General features: G+C 65.8%; 15 protein-coding genes. 11 read left to right on the top strand and 4 right to left on the bottom strand.

Annotated features, from left to right (window positions below):
• Positions 1–129: 129 nt before the first annotated feature.
• The gene (locus FBT96_RS10865) at positions 130–2,283 is read right to left on the bottom strand and encodes a malate synthase G (protein ID WP_136906543.1); all 2,154 of its coding nucleotides are present in this window, start codon (positions 2,281–2,283) and stop codon (positions 130–132) included.
• A gap of 156 nt (positions 2,284–2,439) precedes the next feature.
• On the opposite strand from FBT96_RS10865, the gene pepN reads away from it, so the two are divergent.
• The 5 genes from pepN (at position 2,440) to FBT96_RS10840 (ending at position 8,744) form a co-directional block, all read left to right on the top strand.
• Complete coding sequence (gene pepN / locus FBT96_RS10860; RefSeq protein ID WP_136906541.1) at positions 2,440–4,986, top strand: aminopeptidase N; 2,547 nt, start codon at positions 2,440–2,442, stop codon at positions 4,984–4,986.
• A gap of 173 nt (positions 4,987–5,159) precedes the next feature.
• A complete protein-coding gene (gatB, locus tag FBT96_RS10855; protein WP_136906539.1) occupies positions 5,160–6,677 on the top strand; it encodes an Asp-tRNA(Asn)/Glu-tRNA(Gln) amidotransferase subunit GatB in 1,518 nt (505 codons plus the stop codon).
• A 73-nt stretch (positions 6,678–6,750) separates the two neighbouring features.
• Complete coding sequence (locus tag FBT96_RS10850; protein WP_212635382.1) at positions 6,751–7,053, top strand: hypothetical protein; 303 nt, start codon at positions 6,751–6,753, stop codon at positions 7,051–7,053.
• A 1-nt stretch (position 7,054) separates the two neighbouring features.
• Positions 7,055–7,681, top strand: a complete 627-nt coding sequence (locus tag FBT96_RS10845) for a hypothetical protein (protein WP_136906537.1) — start codon at positions 7,055–7,057, stop codon at positions 7,679–7,681.
• Positions 7,682–7,769: 88 nt separating this feature from the next.
• On the top strand, positions 7,770–8,744 hold the full coding sequence (locus FBT96_RS10840) for a DUF808 domain-containing protein (protein ID WP_136906535.1): 975 nt from the start codon (positions 7,770–7,772) through the stop codon (positions 8,742–8,744).
• On the opposite strand, the gene FBT96_RS10835 is transcribed toward FBT96_RS10840, so the two are convergent.
• Entirely contained in the window at positions 8,745–9,299 is a 555-nt protein-coding gene (locus tag FBT96_RS10835) for a hypothetical protein (protein ID WP_136906533.1), read from the bottom strand.
• 235 nt (positions 9,300–9,534) lie between these two features.
• The gene (locus tag FBT96_RS10830) at positions 9,535–10,140 is read right to left on the bottom strand and encodes a hypothetical protein (RefSeq protein WP_136906531.1); all 606 of its coding nucleotides are present in this window, start codon (positions 10,138–10,140) and stop codon (positions 9,535–9,537) included.
• Between the two features lie 577 nt (positions 10,141–10,717).
• Between FBT96_RS10830 and FBT96_RS10825 the strand changes: the two genes are divergently transcribed.
• From FBT96_RS10825 to FBT96_RS10800, 6 genes are read left to right on the top strand one after another with little or no spacing between them, the layout of a single operon-like run.
• A complete protein-coding gene (locus FBT96_RS10825) occupies positions 10,718–12,316 on the top strand; it encodes an ABC transporter substrate-binding protein (protein WP_136906529.1) in 1,599 nt (532 codons plus the stop codon).
• A 46-nt stretch (positions 12,317–12,362) separates the two neighbouring features.
• The gene (locus FBT96_RS10820) at positions 12,363–13,427 is read left to right on the top strand and encodes an ABC transporter permease (RefSeq protein WP_136906527.1); all 1,065 of its coding nucleotides are present in this window, start codon (positions 12,363–12,365) and stop codon (positions 13,425–13,427) included.
• A complete protein-coding gene (gene nikC / locus FBT96_RS10815; protein WP_136906525.1) occupies positions 13,427–14,332 on the top strand; it encodes a nickel transporter permease in 906 nt (301 codons plus the stop codon). Before FBT96_RS10820 ends, nikC begins: the two co-directional genes overlap by 1 nt.
• Positions 14,329–15,162 (top strand): ABC transporter ATP-binding protein, encoded by an 834-nt coding sequence (locus FBT96_RS10810; protein ID WP_136906523.1) that lies wholly within the window; start codon positions 14,329–14,331, stop codon positions 15,160–15,162. The genes nikC and FBT96_RS10810 overlap by 4 nt, the downstream gene beginning before the upstream one ends.
• Positions 15,155–15,934 carry an ABC transporter ATP-binding protein gene (locus tag FBT96_RS10805; protein WP_136906521.1) on the top strand — a complete coding sequence of 260 codons (780 nt, stop codon included), beginning with the start codon at positions 15,155–15,157 and terminating at the stop codon, positions 15,932–15,934. Before FBT96_RS10810 ends, FBT96_RS10805 begins: the two co-directional genes overlap by 8 nt.
• Positions 15,931–16,989 (top strand): dipeptidase, encoded by a 1,059-nt coding sequence (locus tag FBT96_RS10800; protein ID WP_136906519.1) that lies wholly within the window; start codon positions 15,931–15,933, stop codon positions 16,987–16,989. The genes FBT96_RS10805 and FBT96_RS10800 overlap by 4 nt, the downstream gene beginning before the upstream one ends.
• 56 nt (positions 16,990–17,045) lie before the next feature.
• Here the strand turns inward: FBT96_RS10800 and FBT96_RS10795 are convergent, their stop codons facing one another.
• A complete protein-coding gene (locus FBT96_RS10795; protein WP_136906517.1) occupies positions 17,046–18,692 on the bottom strand; it encodes a DEAD/DEAH box helicase in 1,647 nt (548 codons plus the stop codon).
• Positions 18,693–18,781: the final 89 nt, after the last annotated feature.

The following is an 18,781-nucleotide window of genomic DNA, read 5'->3' as shown; positions in this document are numbered from 1 at the left end:
CCCCCGCACCCCCGGGATATTTGAGGCAAGATAAAAGGACGCCCATCGCGGGGGCCCTTTGCTTTCACCTTGGTGCAAATATCCCGGGGGGAGTCCCGCAGGGACGGGGGGCAGAGCCCCCCCCCTTTCCTATGCCTTGGCGGCCTTCACCTGCGCCCGGCGCTGGTGCAGCACGGGTTCGGTATAGCCCGAGGACTGGATCCGGGCGAGGAAGACCAGATCGCAGGCGGCCTGAAACGCCAGCCCGTCGAAATTCGGCGCCATCGGCTGATAGGCCGGATCGCCCGCATTCTGCCGATCGACCACGGTGGCCATCTTGCGGAAGGCCTTCATCACCTGCGGCTCGCCGACGATGCCGTGATGGAGCCAGTTCGCCAGCGCCTGAGAGCTGATCCGCAGCGTCGCGCGGTCTTCCATCAGGCCCACGTCATGGATGTCAGGCACCTTCGAGCAGCCGATGCCCTGATCGACCCAGCGCACCACATAGCCCAGAATGCCCTGCGCATTGTTTTCGATTTCCGCGGTGATCTCGGCCTCGGAATAGGTGCGGCCGACGGCAAGCGGGATCGTCAGCAGATCAAAGAGCCGCAGCGGCCGTTGCAGCTGCGCGATCTCGCGCTGTCGCGCCTTCACGTCGACGCGGTGGTAATGCGTCGCGTGCAGCACCGCCGCGGTGGGCGAGGGCACCCAGGCGCAATTCGCCCCGGCCATCGGATGGGCGATCTTCTGCGCCAGCATCTGCCCCATGGCGTCGGGCGCGGCCCACATGCCCTTGCCGATCTGCGCCTTGCCCGGCAACCCGCAGCGCAGGCCGATATCGACGTTGCGATCCTCATAGGCCGCAATCCAGGGCTGCGATTTCATCTCGGCCTTGGTCACCATCGGCCCGGCTTCCATCGAGGTGAAGATCTCGTCCCCGGTCCGGTCAAGGAAGCCCGAGTTGATGAAGGCCAGCCGATCCTTGGCGGCGCGGATGCAGTCCTTGAGGTTGGCCGAGGTGCGGCGTTCCTCGTCCATGATGCCCAGCTTGACCGTATTGGCGGGCAGGCCCAGAACTTCCTCGACATGGGCGAAGCTGGCGCAGGTGAAGGCGACTTCCTCGGGGCCGTGCAGCTTCGGCTTGACCACATAGACCGAGCCGGTCACGGAATTGGCGCCGCGTTTCAGGTCATGCAGCGCGCAAAGCGTGGTGACCATCGCATCCATCAGCCCCTCGGGCGCCTCGGCGCCGCTGCGGGTCAGGATCGCGGGGGTGGTCATCAGCGGCCCGACATTGCGCACCAGCATCAGCGCCCGGCCCTTGAGGGTGACCGGGCCGCCCCCGGGCGCGGTGAAGCTCAGATCGGGGGCAAGGGCGCGGGGGAAGCTGCGCCCGCCCTTCGTCACCGTTTCCGTCAGATCGCCGCGCATCAGGCCGAGCCAGTTTCGGTAGGCCAGAACCTTGTCGGCGGCATCGACGGTGGCCACCGAATCCTCGCAATCCATGATCGAGGAGAGCGCCGATTCAAGCACCAGATCGGCAAGGCCGAGCGGATCCGTGGCGCCGATCGGATGGGCCGGGTCGCGCTTGAGGATCAGATGCAGGCCGTTGTTGCGCAACAGGATGTCCACCGGCGCCTCGGCCGGGCCGCGGAAGCCCGCGAATTGCGCCGGGTCCTTCAACCCGGTTTCCTCGCCCGCGACCTCGGCGAACAAGCCGCCCTCCTGCAGCCAGAGCCGCGTCGCCTGCGCCCAGGACCCGGCCACCAGCGGGCAGGCGGCATCCAGGAAGTCCTTGGCCCAGGCGATCACCTTGGCGCCGCGGACCGGATCGTAGCCCGGCGCGGCGGGCGGCACGCCCAGCGCGTCGGTGCCGTAAAGCGCGTCATAAAGGCTGCCCCAGCGCGCATTCGCGGCATTGAGCGCATAGCGCGCATTGGTGATCGGCACGACCAGCTGCGGGCCGCAAACCTGGGCAATCTCGGGGTCGGTCGGGCCGGTCTCGATGCTGAAATCGGCGCCCTCGGGCAGCAGATAGCCGATCTCCTCCAGAAAGGCGCGATAGGCGGTGGCGTCATGGCCCTGGGCGCGGTGGTGCAGGTGCCAGGCGTCGATCTGCGCCTGCAGCTGGTCGCGCTTGTCCAGAAGCGCCCGGTTCTGCGGCCCGAATTCATGGATCAGCGCCGAAAAGCCCCCCCAGAACCGCGCCGGATCAACCCCGGTGCCGGGCAGCGCCTGCGTTTCGATGAAGGCGGCCAGTTCGGCCGCAACCTGCAGCCCCTCGCGTTCCACGCGTTCCGTCATCGGCTCCTCCCAAGCTTTGGCCGGTATCTTGGCCCTGATGTCGCCCCTGTCCAGCGAAATTCGCGATCTCCCCGGCTGTCGGCGATGCCTTGCCGGGGGGGCGGTAAGCGCCTAGCTTGCACGAAAGCCCAGTGCAAGCCCAGTGCGAGGAAAGTCATGGACGGCGTCACCCTTTTGTCGGATTACAAGGCCTATCCCTTTGAGATCGCGTCCGTTTCCCTGACCTTCCGGCTGGATCCGGCGGCCACGCGGGTCACGGCGGCGCTTGACGTGACGCCGCGGCAGCCGGGCGCCGACATGGTGTTGCAGGGCGAAGATCTGCGGCTGATCTCACTTTCCCTTGACGGGCGGGCGCTGGCCCCGGGCGACTATCATCTGGACGAGACCGGCCTCGTGCTGCCCGCCGCCGTGCTGCCCGCAGGCCCGTTCCGGCTGCAGACCGAGGTCGAGATCGCGCCCGCCGCGAATACCGCGCTCGAGGGGCTTTACATGTCGAACGGGATGTATTGCACCCAATGCGAGGCCGAGGGCTTCCGCCACATCACCTTTTACCCCGACCGTCCCGATGTGATGAGCCGCTTTCATGTCCGCATCGAAAGCGACCTGCCGGTGCTTTTGTCGAACGGCAACCCGGTCGGGCAGGGCGAGGCTTGGGCGGAATGGGACGATCCCTGGCCGAAGCCCGCCTATCTGTTCGCGCTGGTGGCGGGGGATCTGCGCGCCACCTCGGGGGTGTTCACCACACGCTCGGGGCGCCGGGTCGATCTCAATATCTGGGTGCGTCCGGGCGATGAAACGCGCTGCGATTTCGCGCTGGGCGCGCTGGTCCGGTCGATGGAATGGGACGAAACGGCCTATGGGCGCGAATATGACCTGGATCTGTTCAACATCGTCGCGGTCGATGATTTCAACATGGGGGCGATGGAAAACAAGGGCTTGAACATCTTCAACTCGAAGCTGGTCCTGGCAAGCCCCGAAACCGCGACCGACACCGATTACGAACGCATCGAGGCGGTGATCGCGCATGAATATTTCCACAACTGGACCGGCAACCGCATCACCTGCCGCGACTGGTTCCAGCTTTGCCTGAAGGAAGGCTTGACGGTCTATCGCGACCAAAGCTTTACCCGCGACGTGCGGCTGGGCGGGCTGAAGCGGATCGAGGATGTGGCCAGCCTGCGCGCACGTCAGTTCCGCGAGGATGCGGGCCCGCTGGCCCATCCGCCGCGGCCCGACCGCTACAAGGAAATCAACAACTTCTACACCGCGACCGTCTATGAAAAAGGCGCCGAGGTGGTGGGCATGCTGGCGACGCTTCTGGGCGCCGAGGGCTACCGGGCGGCGCTGGATCTCTATTTCGACCGCCATGACGGCCAGGCCTGCACGATCGAGGACTGGATCAAGGTCTTCGAGGATACTTCGGGCCGCGATCTGCGCCAGTTCATGCTCTGGTATACCCAGGCGGGCACGCCGAAACTGACGGTGACCGAGGCTTACGAAAACGGCACCTACACGCTGGAGGTCCGCCAGACGACCCCGCCCACCCCGGGCGAGGAGGTCAAGCCGCCGCGCCACATTCCGCTGGCGGTGGGGCTGTTGTCGCCCAATGGCGACGAGATCGTGCCGACCACGGTGCTGGAACTGACCGAGGCGCAGCAAAGCTTCCGCTTCGAGGGGCTTTCGGCGCGGCCGGTGCCCTCGATCCTGCGCGGCTTCTCGGCGCCGGTGATCCTGGAACGGGCGACGACGCCCGCGGAACAGGCCTTCCTGCTGGCCCATGACACCGATCCCTTCAACCGTTGGGAGGCCGGGCGGACGCTGGCACGCCAGACCCTGATGGTGATGGCGCGCGGCGAGGGGGCGCAGCTTGATTATCTTGATGCGGTCGGGCGGCTGATTGCCGATGACGAGGCTGATCCGGGCTTCCGCGCCGCCTGTCTGCGCCTGCCGGGCGAGGACGAGATCGCCGCGGCGCTCTTCGCGCAGGGCGACACCCCCGATCCGGAGGCGATCCGGGGGGCGCGGCGCAAGTTGATGAAGATGCTCGCCACCCGCCACGGCGCGGCGCTGAGCCGGGTCTATGACAGCTGCGCGGTGACGGGCCCCTACAGCCCCGACGCGGGGCCCGCCGGGCGCCGCGCGCTGCGGCTGGCCACGCTGGCGCTTTTGACCACCGAAGACGGCGGCGCCCGGGCGGCGGCGCTTTTTGCCGAGGCCACGAACATGACCGAAAGCATCGGCGCGCTGAATGCGCTGGTGACCGAGGGCAAGGGGCAGGGGCAGCTGGCCAGTTTCGCCACGCGCTGGGCCGCCGATCCGCTGGTCATGGACAAGTGGCGCATGGCGCAGGGCGCGCTGACCCCGCCCGAGGCGGCGGCCGAGACGGTGACACGGCTCGCGGCCTCCCCGAGCTTCGACTGGAAGAACCCGAACCGCTTCCGCAGCCTGCTGGGGGGCTTTGCCGCCAACCATGCGGGCTTCCACCGTGCCGATGGCGCGGGCTATGCGCTTTATGCCGATTGGCTGATCCGGCTCGATCCGCTCAATCCGCAGACCGCGGCGCGGATGTCGACCGCCTTCGAGACCTGGCGGCGCTATGACGGCGCCCGGCGGCGCCATGCGCAAGCGGCGCTTGAGCGCATCGCCGCCACCCCCGGTCTCAGCCGCGATCTGGCCGAGATGGTCGGGCGGCTGGCGGGCTGAAAGCGCCGGGGCGCTGCCCCGGACCCCGGCGTATTTGCGCCAAGAAGAAGCCGATCCGTTTCTTCTTGGCAAAAATACGCCCTTTCGACCTGACACCCGCCGCGCGGGCGGGCCATCTTGCCCCGCGCCGCGCCCTGCCCTAGAAGGGCTCAAGCCGAGAAAGGGAACCCGCAATGCTTGATCACCTTGCCTTCACCGCCCCCGAACCGAAAGTCATTGCCGGCGCGAAAAGCGACTGGGAACTGGTGATCGGGATGGAGGTGCACGCGCAGGTGGCCTCGAACGCGAAGCTGTTCTCGGGCGCCTCGACGGTGTTCGGCAATGAGCCGAACGCGAACGTCGCCTTTGTGGACGCCGCGATGCCCGGCATGCTGCCGGTGATCAACGAATTCTGCGTCGCGCAGGCGGTCCGCACCGGGCTGGCGCTGAAGGCGGGGATCAACCTGCGTTCGGCCTTTGACCGCAAGAACTATTTCTACCCCGACCTGCCGCAGGGCTATCAGATCTCGCAGCTTTACCACCCGATCGTGGGCGAGGGCGAGATCATCGTCGACATGGGCCCGGGTGTGGCGCGCAAGGTGCGGATCGAGCGGATTCACCTCGAACAGGACGCGGGCAAGTCGATCCACGACATGGACCCCACCATGTCCTTTGTCGATTTCAACCGCACCGGCGTCGCGCTGATGGAGATTGTCTCGCGTCCCGACATTCGCGGCCCCGAGGAAGCGGCGGCCTATATCGCCAAGCTGCGGCAGATCCTGCGCTATATCGGCACCTGCGACGGCAACATGCAAAACGGCAACCTGCGCGCCGATGTGAACGTCTCGGTCTGCCGTCCCGGCCAATACGAGAAATATCAGGCGACGCAGGACTTCAGCCATCTGGGCACGCGCTGCGAGATCAAGAACATGAACTCGATGCGCTTCATCCAGCAAGCGATCGATTACGAAGCGCGCCGCCAGATCGCGATTTTGGAAGATGGCGGCAAGATCGTGCAGGAAACCCGGCTTTACGACCCGGACAAGGGCGAGACGCGGTCCATGCGCTCCAAGGAAGAAGCGCATGATTACCGCTATTTCCCCTGCCCGGACCTGCTGCCTTTGGAGATCGAACAGGCCTGGGTCGATGACATCGGCGCGACGATGCCGGAACTGCCGGACGACAAGAAGGCGCGCTTCGTCAAGGATCTGGGGCTTTCCGAATATGACGCCTCGGTGCTGACGGCGGAAGTGGCGGATGCCGAGTATTTCGAAGCCGTGGTGGCGGTGGCCGAGGATGGCAAGCTGGCCGCGAACTGGGTGATCAACGAGCTGTTCGGGCGCTTGAAGAAAGAGGGCCACGAGATCGGCCAAAGCCCGGTCAGCCCGGCGCAGCTGGGCGGGATCATCCGGCTGATCCGCTCGGGTGACATTTCGGGCAAGATCGCCAAGGATCTGTTCGAGATCGTCTATACCGAGGGCGGCGACCCGGCCGCGATCGTCGAGGCCCGCGGCATGAAGCAGGTGACCGACATGGGCGCGATCGAGGCGGCGGTCGATGAGATCATCGCCGCGAACCCGGCGCAGGTGGAGAAGGCGAAGGCCAATCCGAAGCTGGCGGGGTGGTTCGTGGGCCAGGTGATCAAGGCCTCAGGCGGCAAGGCCAACCCCGCCGCGGTCAACGAGATCGTGGCGAAGAAGCTCGGGTTGTAAGAGAAAAGGCGCTCCCAAGGGAGCGCCTTTTGGTTTGGGGCGTCAACTTGAATTTTACGAGGGAGCTCGTATATTGATCGCAAGGATCGGGTTCAAGGAGGCGAAGAGACTTGCAATAGAAGCGCTGGAAAGCGGCTCGTATCAGATCGAGAGACGGAGCGCCCTGAGCAGCAAGAATTTGCTCGCAACCGGGGAGATTACGGAAGCCGAAGTCGTGGTGATCCTGACGCGATGCTCCGGCCAACATCATCGCAGAGACGAGCACCATGTCAGGAAAGGCGTGGATGTGCACATCCTCAAACGAGATGGCTGGTACATCAAGTTTTACGTTCTGGCTCCAGACGTCATTTTCGTGAGTGTGCATCGGGACGAATGAGATGAAACTCTATCAGGCTGGCGAGTGTTCCAAGGGTATCTGCGAACTCTGTGCCGATATCGTGCCGACGACATTTCGGTACTGCGATGTCCCGTTCGAAGATCACGACGGGCTGGCCAAGGATATTCTCGCGGCGGTCTGTGATCGCTGCGGCGCTGTCGTCAGCATTCCCGCCCAGTCCTTGCCCGCGCTGCGGCGCGCACGCCCGATCGTGGAGATTCCGCTGGAAGTGCAGGTTCCCGCCCCGGACCTCGAAGTGCTTGACGCCGCTGTCACGCTGGTGACGCGGCATGCGACACCGCGGCACAGGAAGGCAATTCTCGCATTCTTCATGAACAGGATGTCGCGCGATCCTGCGTCGATCCTGCAACTGCAACGTTGGAAAGCCGCGGGCGGCGAAGACGCCTTGACCTTGCAGGCCGGGGTGAGAATTCCGCAAAAACGCCTTTCCTTCAAGCTTTCGCCGGAAAGCGATCAGTCCCTGAAGACGCTTGTGGAGCAATCCGGCCTTCGCAAGACAGACGTCATTCGCGGCGTGCTGAGCCAGATTCGCCGAGAGGTGGTCGAGCCGACCAACCCTCCGATCCTGCAACAGTTGCGCGAGATGACCGAAGTCTTGCAGGCTTGATGCGGGACGACGCATCGGACACTGCGCGCGGCCCTTGCACCCCGCGTCCCCAGCCCCTACTTACCCGCGAAACCCATGGGAGATTTGAATGAGCGGCCTTCTCGCCCTTCTCGATGACGTGGCGGGGATCGCCAAGATTGCCGCCGCCTCGGTGGATGATGTCGCCGCGGGCGCCGCCAAGGCGGGGGCCAAGGCCGCGGGCGTCGTCATCGACGATGCCGCCGTCACGCCGCGCTATGTGCATGGGTTTGAAGCCAGCCGCGAATTGCCGATCGTGGGCAAGATCGCGATGGGCTCGATCCGCAACAAGCTGGTGTTCCTCTTGCCCGTCGCGCTGCTCCTCTCGGCCTTTGCGCCCTGGGTGATCACGCCGCTTTTGATGCTGGGCGGCGCCTATCTGTGCTTCGAGGGCGCCGAAAAGGTCTTTCACGTCCTTTTTCCGCATGCCCCCCATGCCGACGGCCATGTCGATCCCGAGGACGATCCGGCGGGCGATCCGGCGCATCTGGAACGCGAAAAGGTCTCGGGCGCGGTGAAGACCGATTTCATCCTTTCGGCCGAGATCATGACCATCGCCATGGCCTCGCTGCCCGCGGGGCAGCCGCTCTGGATGCAGACGCTGGCGCTGGCCGTGGTGGCGGTGGGGATCACCGTGCTGGTTTATGGCGGCGTCGCGCTGATCGTGAAGGCCGATGACGTCGGGCTGTGGCTGGCGCGCAAGGGGACGATCGCGCCGATCCGCTGGGTCGGGCGCGGTCTTGTGCGGGCGATGCCGCCGCTGCTGACGGCGCTCTCGATCCTGGGCACCGCGGCGATGATCTGGGTCGGCGGCTCGATCCTGCTGCATGGCGCGGCAGAGCTGGGCTGGCCCGCCGCCTATGACACGATCCACCATCTGGCCGAGGGCGCGGGCCATCTGCTGCCCGCGGGCGGCTTCACGGCATGGCTGGTGACGGCCGCCCTTGATGGCGTGCTGGGGCTGATCTTCGGGCTGCTGCTGATCCCGCCCGCGATGTATATCGTCGATCCGGCTTTGCGGCTGGTGGCGCGGCTGCGCGGCTGATCAGACTGCCGTCGGCAGCGGCCGCGCCCCGGCGGGAACGCCGTTCAGCATCCGCAGCTTGCCCTGGCGCTGCGGCACCGGGCGGGGGGGCTGGGCCGGGCGCCCCTCGGGGCCGAGCGGCTCGGGATGCGCCATCAACAGCCCGTGCCGCGCCTTCAGCGCCGAAAGCGCCGCCGCCGTGCGCAGATCTTCCAGCGCCGCCAGGGTTTGGTGAAGCTGGTCCGAGAGCGCGGTCTGCTGCGGTTCGGGCAGGGTGTCGTGCCGGGTGCGCTGCGCCTGGGCGCGCAGGATGAATTCGGCCTGCATCGTCACCGCAGCCAGCATCCGCATTTCGCCCACGGCCAGATCAAGGTCTTCTTCCTGCAGCAAAAGCCAGCGTTCGCGCGCCTCGCCCGCATGGGCGACGACTTGCAGCGCCTTGTCGCGCACCGCATCGATCTGCTGGTGCAATGCGGTCAGACGGGCCGCCCGGCGGGTGGCACCGGGCGTCAGCAGGTTGCGCATCCGCACCCAGAGGCTGGGGGGCTGCTCTTGGCCGTGGTCTTCGGGGGACATTTCGATCTTCCTTTGCCTCGCATGCGTCGGTGGGGGAGTGGGCCACCCCGACGTTTCTTTTGTGCGAGACTCGCGCAGGATTGGTTAAGATATGGTTAACAATCCCGGCGTCCCCCCGGAGCGGAGGAATTATCGGTTCCGGCGATGTTGATTTGCATCGCTTTGGCACCGACCGGGCACTGGAACTTGTGCCACTGCTCTGCCCGGCCCGCATTGGCGGGCGGGGCTTTCGGTCTCAGACGATGCGGCGACGTTCGACCTTTTCGATGATCATCGCGCATTCCTCGACGAGGTAGAAGAAATAGTCGTGCTTGATGTCGAGCCCGTCGAGCATCAGGCTGGACATGAAGCGCAGCTTCGCCGTCGCTTCGAGGATCGAGGTCGGACGGTGGTCAAGGATGTCCTGCTCCGCCACGCCCATGCGGTAGCGGTAAAGCTTGATCATCTCTTCCAGATCCTCGATCGCCACCATCTCGGGGCTGCAGGCCTTGAGCACGAAGCGGCGATGGGCATTGGGCAGGCCCTCCGGCACGACGCGCTTGGCCAGATCGCTCAACTGCTTGAAATCCGTGTAGGAAAGATCGGTGATCGTCAGCGTGTCCCGGGCCACCATCTCGCCCGAATCCAGCGCGACGGTGTCTGTCTCGGCCTCGCGCTGTTTGGCGTAGAACTGCCGCGACAGGGTTTCCTGTTCGACGATCAGATCTTCCAGCAGATGTTCGAGATAGTCGTATTGCGCGATCTTCTCGGACAGGGCCAGGTGTTCCGTTTCCGCCGCCACGGCGACCGCAACCGGCTGGGCTTCCTTCATCTCGTGCTTCTTGCGGAACGTGAACGCCATGTTGGTTCTCCTCGGCTGGTCGGCACCCTTTGGGCACCCGTCTGATGAGGACACTATCGGCATCGCCTGCGGCATGAGTGAGGAAGCTTTTCGGAATTGTCGCCCAAAATGGAAACAAAAGGTTAACGACGTGTTGAGGCCGTCAAGAATCCTTAATGACTCCTTAATTCCCCGGCCAACCCCTTAAAACTTGGGGAAAACTGTTAACCAAGCGGCAATAATTCCGCTTCCGGGGCGGCACTGGTCGCGTGCGCTCAACCGTCGGTCGGCGGCAATTGTGTCAAAATTGCGCGATCCGGGCCGTCCTGCCGCGATCCCGCCGCGGTTTCCGGCATCGGCATCTGCGCGCGGGGCAGGGGGGATTGACGTGGTGGCGCTGACGATTCGCGCTTTCGGCTCGGGGCGGTCGTTCGCGCTGCGGAAACGCCGGGCAACGCTTGGGCGTTTTTCCGCCGCAAGGCGCCTTTGCGTTCACGTGCGCTTGATCTTCCGCAAGGAACGGGCCAGCTTCGTCCGATCGGGTCGGTCCGCTTCGGATCGCCCCGGGACAAGAACAGACAGGACAGGGAGTCCGCACATGACATCACTCCGCAGCCTTCGCCCGGCGGCCGCTTTCGCCGCCCTTCTTGCTTGTGTCGCGCCCGCAGCACTTTTTGCGCAGACGCCCGCCGACACGCTGGTTCTGGCCGATGCGATCGACGATATCGTCTCGATCGATCCGGCCGAAGCCTTTGAATTCTCGGGCGCGGACCTGAACAACAACCTTTACGACTCGCTCGTGGAGCTTGACCCCGCGAAACCGGGTGAGCTGGTCCCCGGTCTGGCCGAAAGCTGGTCGGTCGATGAAGATGGCGTCACCTATCGCTTCAAGATGCGCCCGGGCGTCACCTTCTCGAGCGGCAATCCGGTCACCGCCGAGGCCGCCGCCCTGTCGCTGCGCCGCGTCGTCCAGATGGACAAGACCCCGGCCTTCATCCTGACCCAGTTCGGGCTGACCAAGGACAATGTCGAACAGACCGTCAGCTTCGACGGCGACACGCTGATCCTGAAGACCGACAAGCGCTATGCGCCGAGCTTCATCTACAACTGTCTGACCGCGACGCCCGCCTATATCGTCGATGTCAAGGCGGCGATGGAGCATGAAGTTAACGGCGACATGGGCAATGAATGGCTCAAGTCGCATTCCGAAGGCACCGGCGCCTATGTGCTGCGCTCGTTCAAGCCGAACGAGGGTTACATCCTGCAGGCCCGCGAGGGGCACTGGCGCGGCGATGCGCCGATCAAGAACGTGCTGATGCGCCATATCCCCGAAGGCGCGACGCAGCGGCTGCTGATCGAAAAGGGCGACATCGACATTGCCCGCGAAATGACGCCGACCGACATCGAGGGCATCAGCGGCAATCCCGAGATCGTGGTGCAAAATGACGTCGGCGGGCAGATCTACTATCTGGCGATGAACCAGAAAGTGGCCGATCTGGCGAACCCCAAGGTGCTCGAGGCGATGCGCTGGGCGGTCGATTATCAGGGCATGGCCGACAGCATCCTGAAGGGGCAGTGGGTCGTGCATCAGGCCTTCCTGCCCAAGGGCTTCCTTGGCGCGCTGGACGACACGCCCTACAGCCTCGATCTGGAAAAGGCCAAGGCGGCCTTGGCGGAGTCCGGCGTGAAACTGCCGCTGGAAGTCAGCCTGACCGTGCGCAACAACCCCGAGCGGATGAACATCGCGCAATCGGTGCAGCACACCTTCGGGCAGATCGGCATCAACGTCACGCTGGATGTGGGCGACGGCAAGCAGGTGCTGGAGAAATTCCGCGGTCGTCAGCATCAGATCACCCTGCAGACCTGGGGCCCGGATTATCCCGACCCCCACACCAACGCCTCGACCTTCGCGGAAAACCCCGACAACTCGGACGCGGCCAAGGCGACGGGCTATCTGGCCTGGCGCACCGCCTGGGATCCGGGTGCGATGGGCGCCGAGGCCGAGGCCGCCGTGGCCGAACCCGATGCCGCCAAACGCGCCGCGATGTATGAGAACATGCAGCGCGTGCACCGCGACAGCTCGGCCTTCGTGACGATGTTCCAGATGGCGCGGCAGGATGCTTTGCGCGCCACTGTCAAGGGCTTCCACGCCGGCGGCGCGACCGATCAGGCCAGCTACTGGACCGTGACCAAGTAAGACGATCCCGCCGCCCGGGCCGATCCGGGCGGCGGGGCTTGCCCCCATGACCACGACCGAACCTTCCCCCGCCCCGTCCTCCCGTCTGCCCGCGCTTGCGCGCCATGCGGCCGGAGGTCTTCTCACCCTTGCCATCACGCTTCTGGGCCTTTTGCTGGTCACCTTCGTCATCGGCCGCGTCGTGCCGATCGATCCGGTGCTCTCGATCGTCGGCGAACGCGCCACCGAGGCGCAGTATCAGGCCGTCCGCGAGGCGCTGGGCCTGGATCAACCGCTCTGGCAGCAATTCTGGATCTATGTCCGCGACGCCGTGCAGGGCGATCTGGGCCAGTCGATCCGCACCCGCACCCCGGTGATCGAGGATGTCGCCCGCGTCTTCCCCGCGACGCTGGAACTGGCGACGCTCGGCACGCTGATCGGCGTCGCCCTGGGCGTGCCCGCGGGCGTGCTGGCCGCGACCCGGCCCGGAACGCTTGCGGATCAGATCGTGCGGCTTGTCGGCCTTGTCGGCTATTCGATGCCGGTCTTCTGGCTGGGCCTGATCGGCCTTCTGGTGTTTTACGGCCAGTTGGGCTGGGTCGGCGGCCCCGGGCGGCTGGATGCCACCTACGAGATGATGCTGGAATTCAGCATGACCCGCTACACCGGCGCCATCCTGATCGATTCCGCGCTGAACGGCGCCTGGGACATCTTTGCCAATGCGATTTCCCACATCGTCCTGCCTGCGGGAATTCTGGGATATGTCTCCATGGCTTACATCAGCCGCATGACGCGCAGCTTCATGATGACGGAACTGAGCCAGGAATATGTCACCACCGCCCGCGTCAAGGGCATGCCGGAATGGCGGGTGATCTGGGTGCATGCGATGCGCAATGTCTCGGTGCCGCTGATCACCGTCATCGCGCTGTCTTATGCCTATCTGCTGGAAGGCTCGGTCCTGACCGAGACGATCTTCGCCTGGCCGGGCCTTGGCCTTTACATCACCGACGCGCTTTTCGCTGCCGACATGCCCGCCGTTCTGGGCGGCACCGTCGTCGTGGGCGTTGTCTTCGTCACGTTGAACATGGCTTCCGACATCCTCTACCGTCTTGTCGATCCGAGGGCCCGCTGATGACCGCGCTTACCCTTTGGCTGACCGACCCGAACCCGTCCTCGCGCCGTCAGGCCCGGTTGGGCCAGGCCTGGCTTGCCTGGCTGCGCCTGCGCCGCAACCCGCTGGCGATGCTGGGTCTTTTCATCATCGCGGGGCTGTGCCTTCTGGCCGCCGCGGCGCCGGTCTTCGCGCCGCAAGACCCCTTTGCGCAGAACCTGGCCGAGCGGCTTATGCCCCCCGGCACGCCCGGGCATTGGCTCGGCACCGATGATTTCGGCCGCGACATCTGGAGCCGGATCGTCCATGGCGCCCGCATCACGCTGGTCATCGTCGCCCTTGTCGCCGTCACCGCGCCGCTGATCGGGCTGTTGATCGGCACCGTCGCGGGCTATTTCGGCGGCTGGGTCGATACCGTGCTGATGCGGATCACCGATATCTTCCTGGCTTTCCCGCGACTTATCCTGGCGCTGGCGCTGGTCGCCGTGCTGGGGCCGGGGGTGCAGAACGCGGTTCTGGCGATCGCCCTGACCGCCTGGCCTCCCTATGCCCGCGTCGCGCGGGCCGAGACCCTGACCGTGCGCAATTCCGATTACATCGCCGCCGTGCGGCTGCAGGGCGCGGGGGCGGGGCGGATCATCTGGGGCCATGTCGTGCCGATGTGCCTGCCTTCGGTGATCATCCGCGTCACGCTCGACATGGCCGGGGTGATCCTGATCGCGGCCGGTCTTGGGTTCCTGGGCCTTGGCGTGCAGCCACCGCTTCCGGAATGGGGGCTGATGATTTCCTCCGGCCGCAAGTTCCTGTTTGAACAATGGTGGGTCGCCACCATGCCCGGCCTGGCGATCTTTGCCGTCTCGCTCGGCTTCAACCTTCTGGGGGACGGTCTGCGCGATGTCCTCGACCCGCGGAGTGCGTCGCGATGAGCCTGTTGCAGATCGAAAACCTGCGCGTCACCTTTGCCACCGAGACCGGCCCGGTGCAGGCCGTGCGCGGGGTCAGTTTTTCCCTTGGCCGGGAACGGCTGGGGATCGTCGGCGAAAGCGGTTCGGGGAAAACCATCACCGGGCGGTCCGTGCTGCGGCTCATTCGCCCGCCCGGGCGGATCGAGGCGGACCGGATGGACTTCGACGGCATCGACCTGCTGAAAGCCAATGAAAAACAGATGCGTGCCCTGCGCGGCCCGCGTCTCGCCATGGTGATGCAGGACCCGAAATATTCGCTCAACCCCGTCATGCGGATCGGCGCGCAGCTGACCGAGGGCTTGCTGCGGCGCGACCGCATCAGCCGGGCCGAGGCGCGGAAAAAGGCGATCGCGGCACTGGAAGCGGTGCAGATCCGCGACCCCGAACGCGTGATGGAGGCCTGGCCGCATGAGCTTTCGGGCGGCATGGGCCAGCGGGTGATGATCGCGATGATGCTGATCCCGGAACCCGATCTGCTGATCGCCGATGAGCCGACCTCGGCCTTGGATGTGACGGTGCAGGCCGAGGTTCTGTCGATTCTCGATGATCTGGTGAAAAGCCGCGGCATGGGGCTGATCTTCATCAGCCACGATCTGCGGCTGGTGGCGCGGTTTTGCGACCGGGTGCTGGTGATGTATCGCGGCCGCATCGTCGAGGAACTGGCGGCCCACGATCTGATGGCGGCAAAGCACCCCTATACGCAGGGCTTGCTGAACTGCCTGCCGCGGATCGGCGGCCCGCGGGCGCCGTTGCCGGGGCTTGATCGCACGGGGGAGTGGGCGCATGTCTGATCTGATCGAAATCGAGGACCTCTCGGTCACGTTCCGCGCGCATGGACGCACCGTCCGCGCGGTCGAAGGCGTCAGTCTGCGCGTGCCTGCACAGGCGAGCTTCGGGCTGGTCGGCGAAAGCGGTTCGGGCAAATCGACCATCCTGCGGGCGATCTGCGGGCTGGCGCCGGTTTCGGGCGGTGCGATCCGCATCGGCGGGCAACCGCTGAGATCGCCGCGCGGCAAGGCGTTTTCCGCGCGCGTGCAGATGGTGTTTCAGGACCCCTACGCCAGCCTGCATCCGCGCCACACCATCGACCACACGCTGTCGGAACCGCTCGCCATCCATGGCATCGGCGACACCGATGCGCGGGTGGTGCGGGCGCTGACCGATGTCGGCCTGCCGACCTCGTTCCGCTTTCGCTATCCGCACCAGCTGTCGGGCGGGCAGCGCCAGCGCGTCGCCATCGCCCGCGCGCTGATGCTGGAACCGGAAATCCTGCTGCTCGATGAGCCCACCTCGGCGCTCGATGCCTCGGTGCAGGCCGAGGTGCTCAATCTGCTCAACCGGTTGCGGGCGGAACGCGGGCTGACCTTCCTGATGGTCAGCCACGATCTCGCCGTGATCGACCACATGTGCGACCGCGTGCTGGTGATGCAGAACGGCCGCGCGGTCGAGGAACTGGCGCGCGACGATCTGGCCCACGCCCGGATGAAGACGGCTTATGCGCAAAGCCTGTTCGCGGCCTCCGCGGACCGGATGCTGGACCCCGCCGGAAAGGAAACCCGATGATCCCGGTCTTTGACGGCCACAACGATCTGTTGTTGCGGCTTCTGGAAGCGCCTGAAAAGCGCCGCGAAATCTGGCTGACCGGCGAGGGCCGGGGGCAGTTGGACCTGCCGCGGATGCGCGCGGGCGGCTTCGCGGGGGGCTTTTTCGCGATCTATCTGCCGTCCCCGGTCGCGCATGACGACGCCGATCTGATGGCGCAGATGGCCAATCCGCCCTATCGCCTGCCGCTGCCCGCGCTGATGGATGCTGCCGAGGCGGCCGATCCGGCGCTGCGCGCGGCGGGGCTGATGCTGTGGATGGAACGTGTGTCCGAGGGCGCCTTCCGCATCTGCCGCACCGCGGGCGAGATCCGCGCCGCGATGGCCGAAGGCGTCATCGCCGGGATCCTGCATATGGAAGGCGCCGAGGCGATCGACGCCGATCTGGATGCACTGCATGCCTTCCATGCGCTCGGCCTGCGCTCGCTTGGGCCCGTCTGGTCGCGCCCGACGATCTTTGGCCATGGCGTGCCCTTTGCCTTCCCGTCAAGCCCCGACACCGGGCCGGGGTTGACGGCGGCGGGCAAGCGGCTGGTCGCCGAATGCAACAAGCTCAAGGTGATGATCGACCTCAGCCATCTCAATGAGAAGGGCTTTGACGATGTCGCGGCGCTTTCGGATGCGCCGCTGGTGGCCACCCATTCGAACGCCCATGCTCTGTGTCCGTCGTCGCGCAATCTGACCGATCGGCAATTGAACATCATCCGCGAAAGCCGCGGCATGGTCGGGCTGAACTACGCCGTCAGCTTCCTGACGCCCGATGGCCGCAAGGACCCCGGCTGCGGCTGGGACCCGATGCTGCGCCATCTGGATCATCTGATCGAGCGTCTGGGCGAGGATCACGTGGGGCTGGGCTCGGATTTCGACGGCGCGGAAATTCCCGAGGTGCTGGGCGATGTCGCGGGCCTGCCGGGCTTCATCGGCGCGATGCGCGATCATGGCTGGGGGGAGCCGCTGATCCGCAAGATCGCGCATGAAAACTGGCTCGGCGTTCTGGAGCGCACCTTCGGCGCCTGAGCCAAAAGAAAAAGCCCCGGGAAACCGGGGCTTTGCGTTTTCGGCGTGGCGAGACCTCAGCTTTCCGAGGGTTCCGAGACCACGGTGTTCCCTTCGGCCTCGGGGGCCTCGTCGCTGTCCTTGTCCTCGATCACCGGCTTCGTGGTGCGGAACGAGCGCAGCAGGAAATCCGGCACGTGATCGCCCATGCCGACGACGGCAGGCCCGCCATCGCGGCCACGACGGCTGTCGCGATAGGGTTCCGACCGGCGTTCGTCACGGCGTTCGTCACGGGGACCATCGGGGCGGATCGGATCGGGGCGATGGCTTTCTGACCGCGGGCCGTCGTTGCGGCGCGGCTCGGAGCGCCGCCCCTCGGACCGTTTCGCCTCGGGCACGTCAACGATATGCGAGTCGTTTTCCTCGACGGCGACGATCACCGGCGCGCGGTCTTCGCGCGGCGGACGTTTCTCATCCCGACCGCGACCCGAGCGCGTGCGCGACGTGCGCGATTTCGGCCCCTTGTCGTCTTCGTATTTGCGCGGCTCGCGATGCGCCGCATCCGACAGCGAAAAGCCCTCGGGCGGATCGGCGCGCGGGATCGCCATCTTCACCAGCGCTTCGATCGCGGTCAGGTATTTGTCATCGGCGGGCGTCGCGATCGAGAAGGCGGCGCCCAGACGCCCGGCGCGGCCGGTGCGGCCGATGCGGTGGACGTAATCCTCGGCGTGGCTGGGCAGATCGTAGTTGAAAACGTGGCTGACGGCCGGAATATCAAGGCCCCGCGCCGCCACATCCGAGGCGATCAGCAGTTGCAGCGAGCCGTCGCGGAAGGCGTCCAGCGTCTTCGTGCGCAGGCTCTGGTCCAGATCGCCATGGATCGGCGCGGCGTTGAACCCGTGCGTTTTCAGCGACTTCGCCACGATGTCCACATCCGTCTTGCGGTTGCAGAAGATGATGGCGTTGGTGCAGGCCTCGCCCTCGGACTTGATGATCGCGCGCAGCAGTTCCCGTTTCGCCTTGGCCGACTGGTCGCGGCGCGGCGGCGTGATCTGGATCAGCTTTTGCGTGATCGTTTCCGAGGCCGTCGCCTGACGCGCCACCTCGATGCGGGCGGGCGCATGCAGGAAGGTGTTGGTGATGCGCTCGATCTCCGGCGCCATCGTGGCACTGAAGAACAGCGTCTGCCGGGTGAAGGGGGTCAGCTGGAAGATGCGCTCGATATCCGGAATGAAGCCCATGTCGAGCATCCGGTCGGCTTCATCGACCACCATGATCTGCACGCCGGTGAGCAGAAGCTTGCCGCGCTCGAAATGGTCGAGCAGGCGGCCCGGCGTCGCGATCAGCACATCGACGCCGCGGTCGATCAGCTTGTCCTGTTCGCCGAAGCTGACGCCGCCGATCAGCAGCGCCTTGGTCAGCTTGGTGTATTTCGCATAGGTGTCGAAATTCTCGGCCACCTGCGCGGCCAGTTCCCGCGTCGGGCACAGCACAAGGCTGCGCGGCATCCGCGCCCGCGCCCGGCCCGAGGACAGCATGGTGACCATCGGCAGGGTGAAGGAAGCGGTCTTGCCGGTGCCGGTCTGGGCGATGCCCAGGACATCCCGGCCTTCGAGCGCGGGGGGAATGGCGCCCGCCTGGATCGGCGTCGGCGTTTCATAGCCCGAATCCGCGATCGCACGCAGCACGGCAGGGTCAAGATTGAGATCGGTAAACTTCGTCATGGGCGTCCTGTGGCGCGTGGGAAGCCCCGCGCGCGGGGTGGGGGGACGCGTTGAAACCGGGCGTCCCGTCTGCCCGCCGGATTGCGGGT

It is taken from the genome of Rhodobacter capsulatus (assembly GCF_005144475.1).
GTDB lineage: Bacteria > Pseudomonadota > Alphaproteobacteria > Rhodobacterales > Rhodobacteraceae > Rhodobacter > Rhodobacter capsulatus_C.
This window is presented reverse-complemented; position numbering and strand designations above follow the sequence as displayed.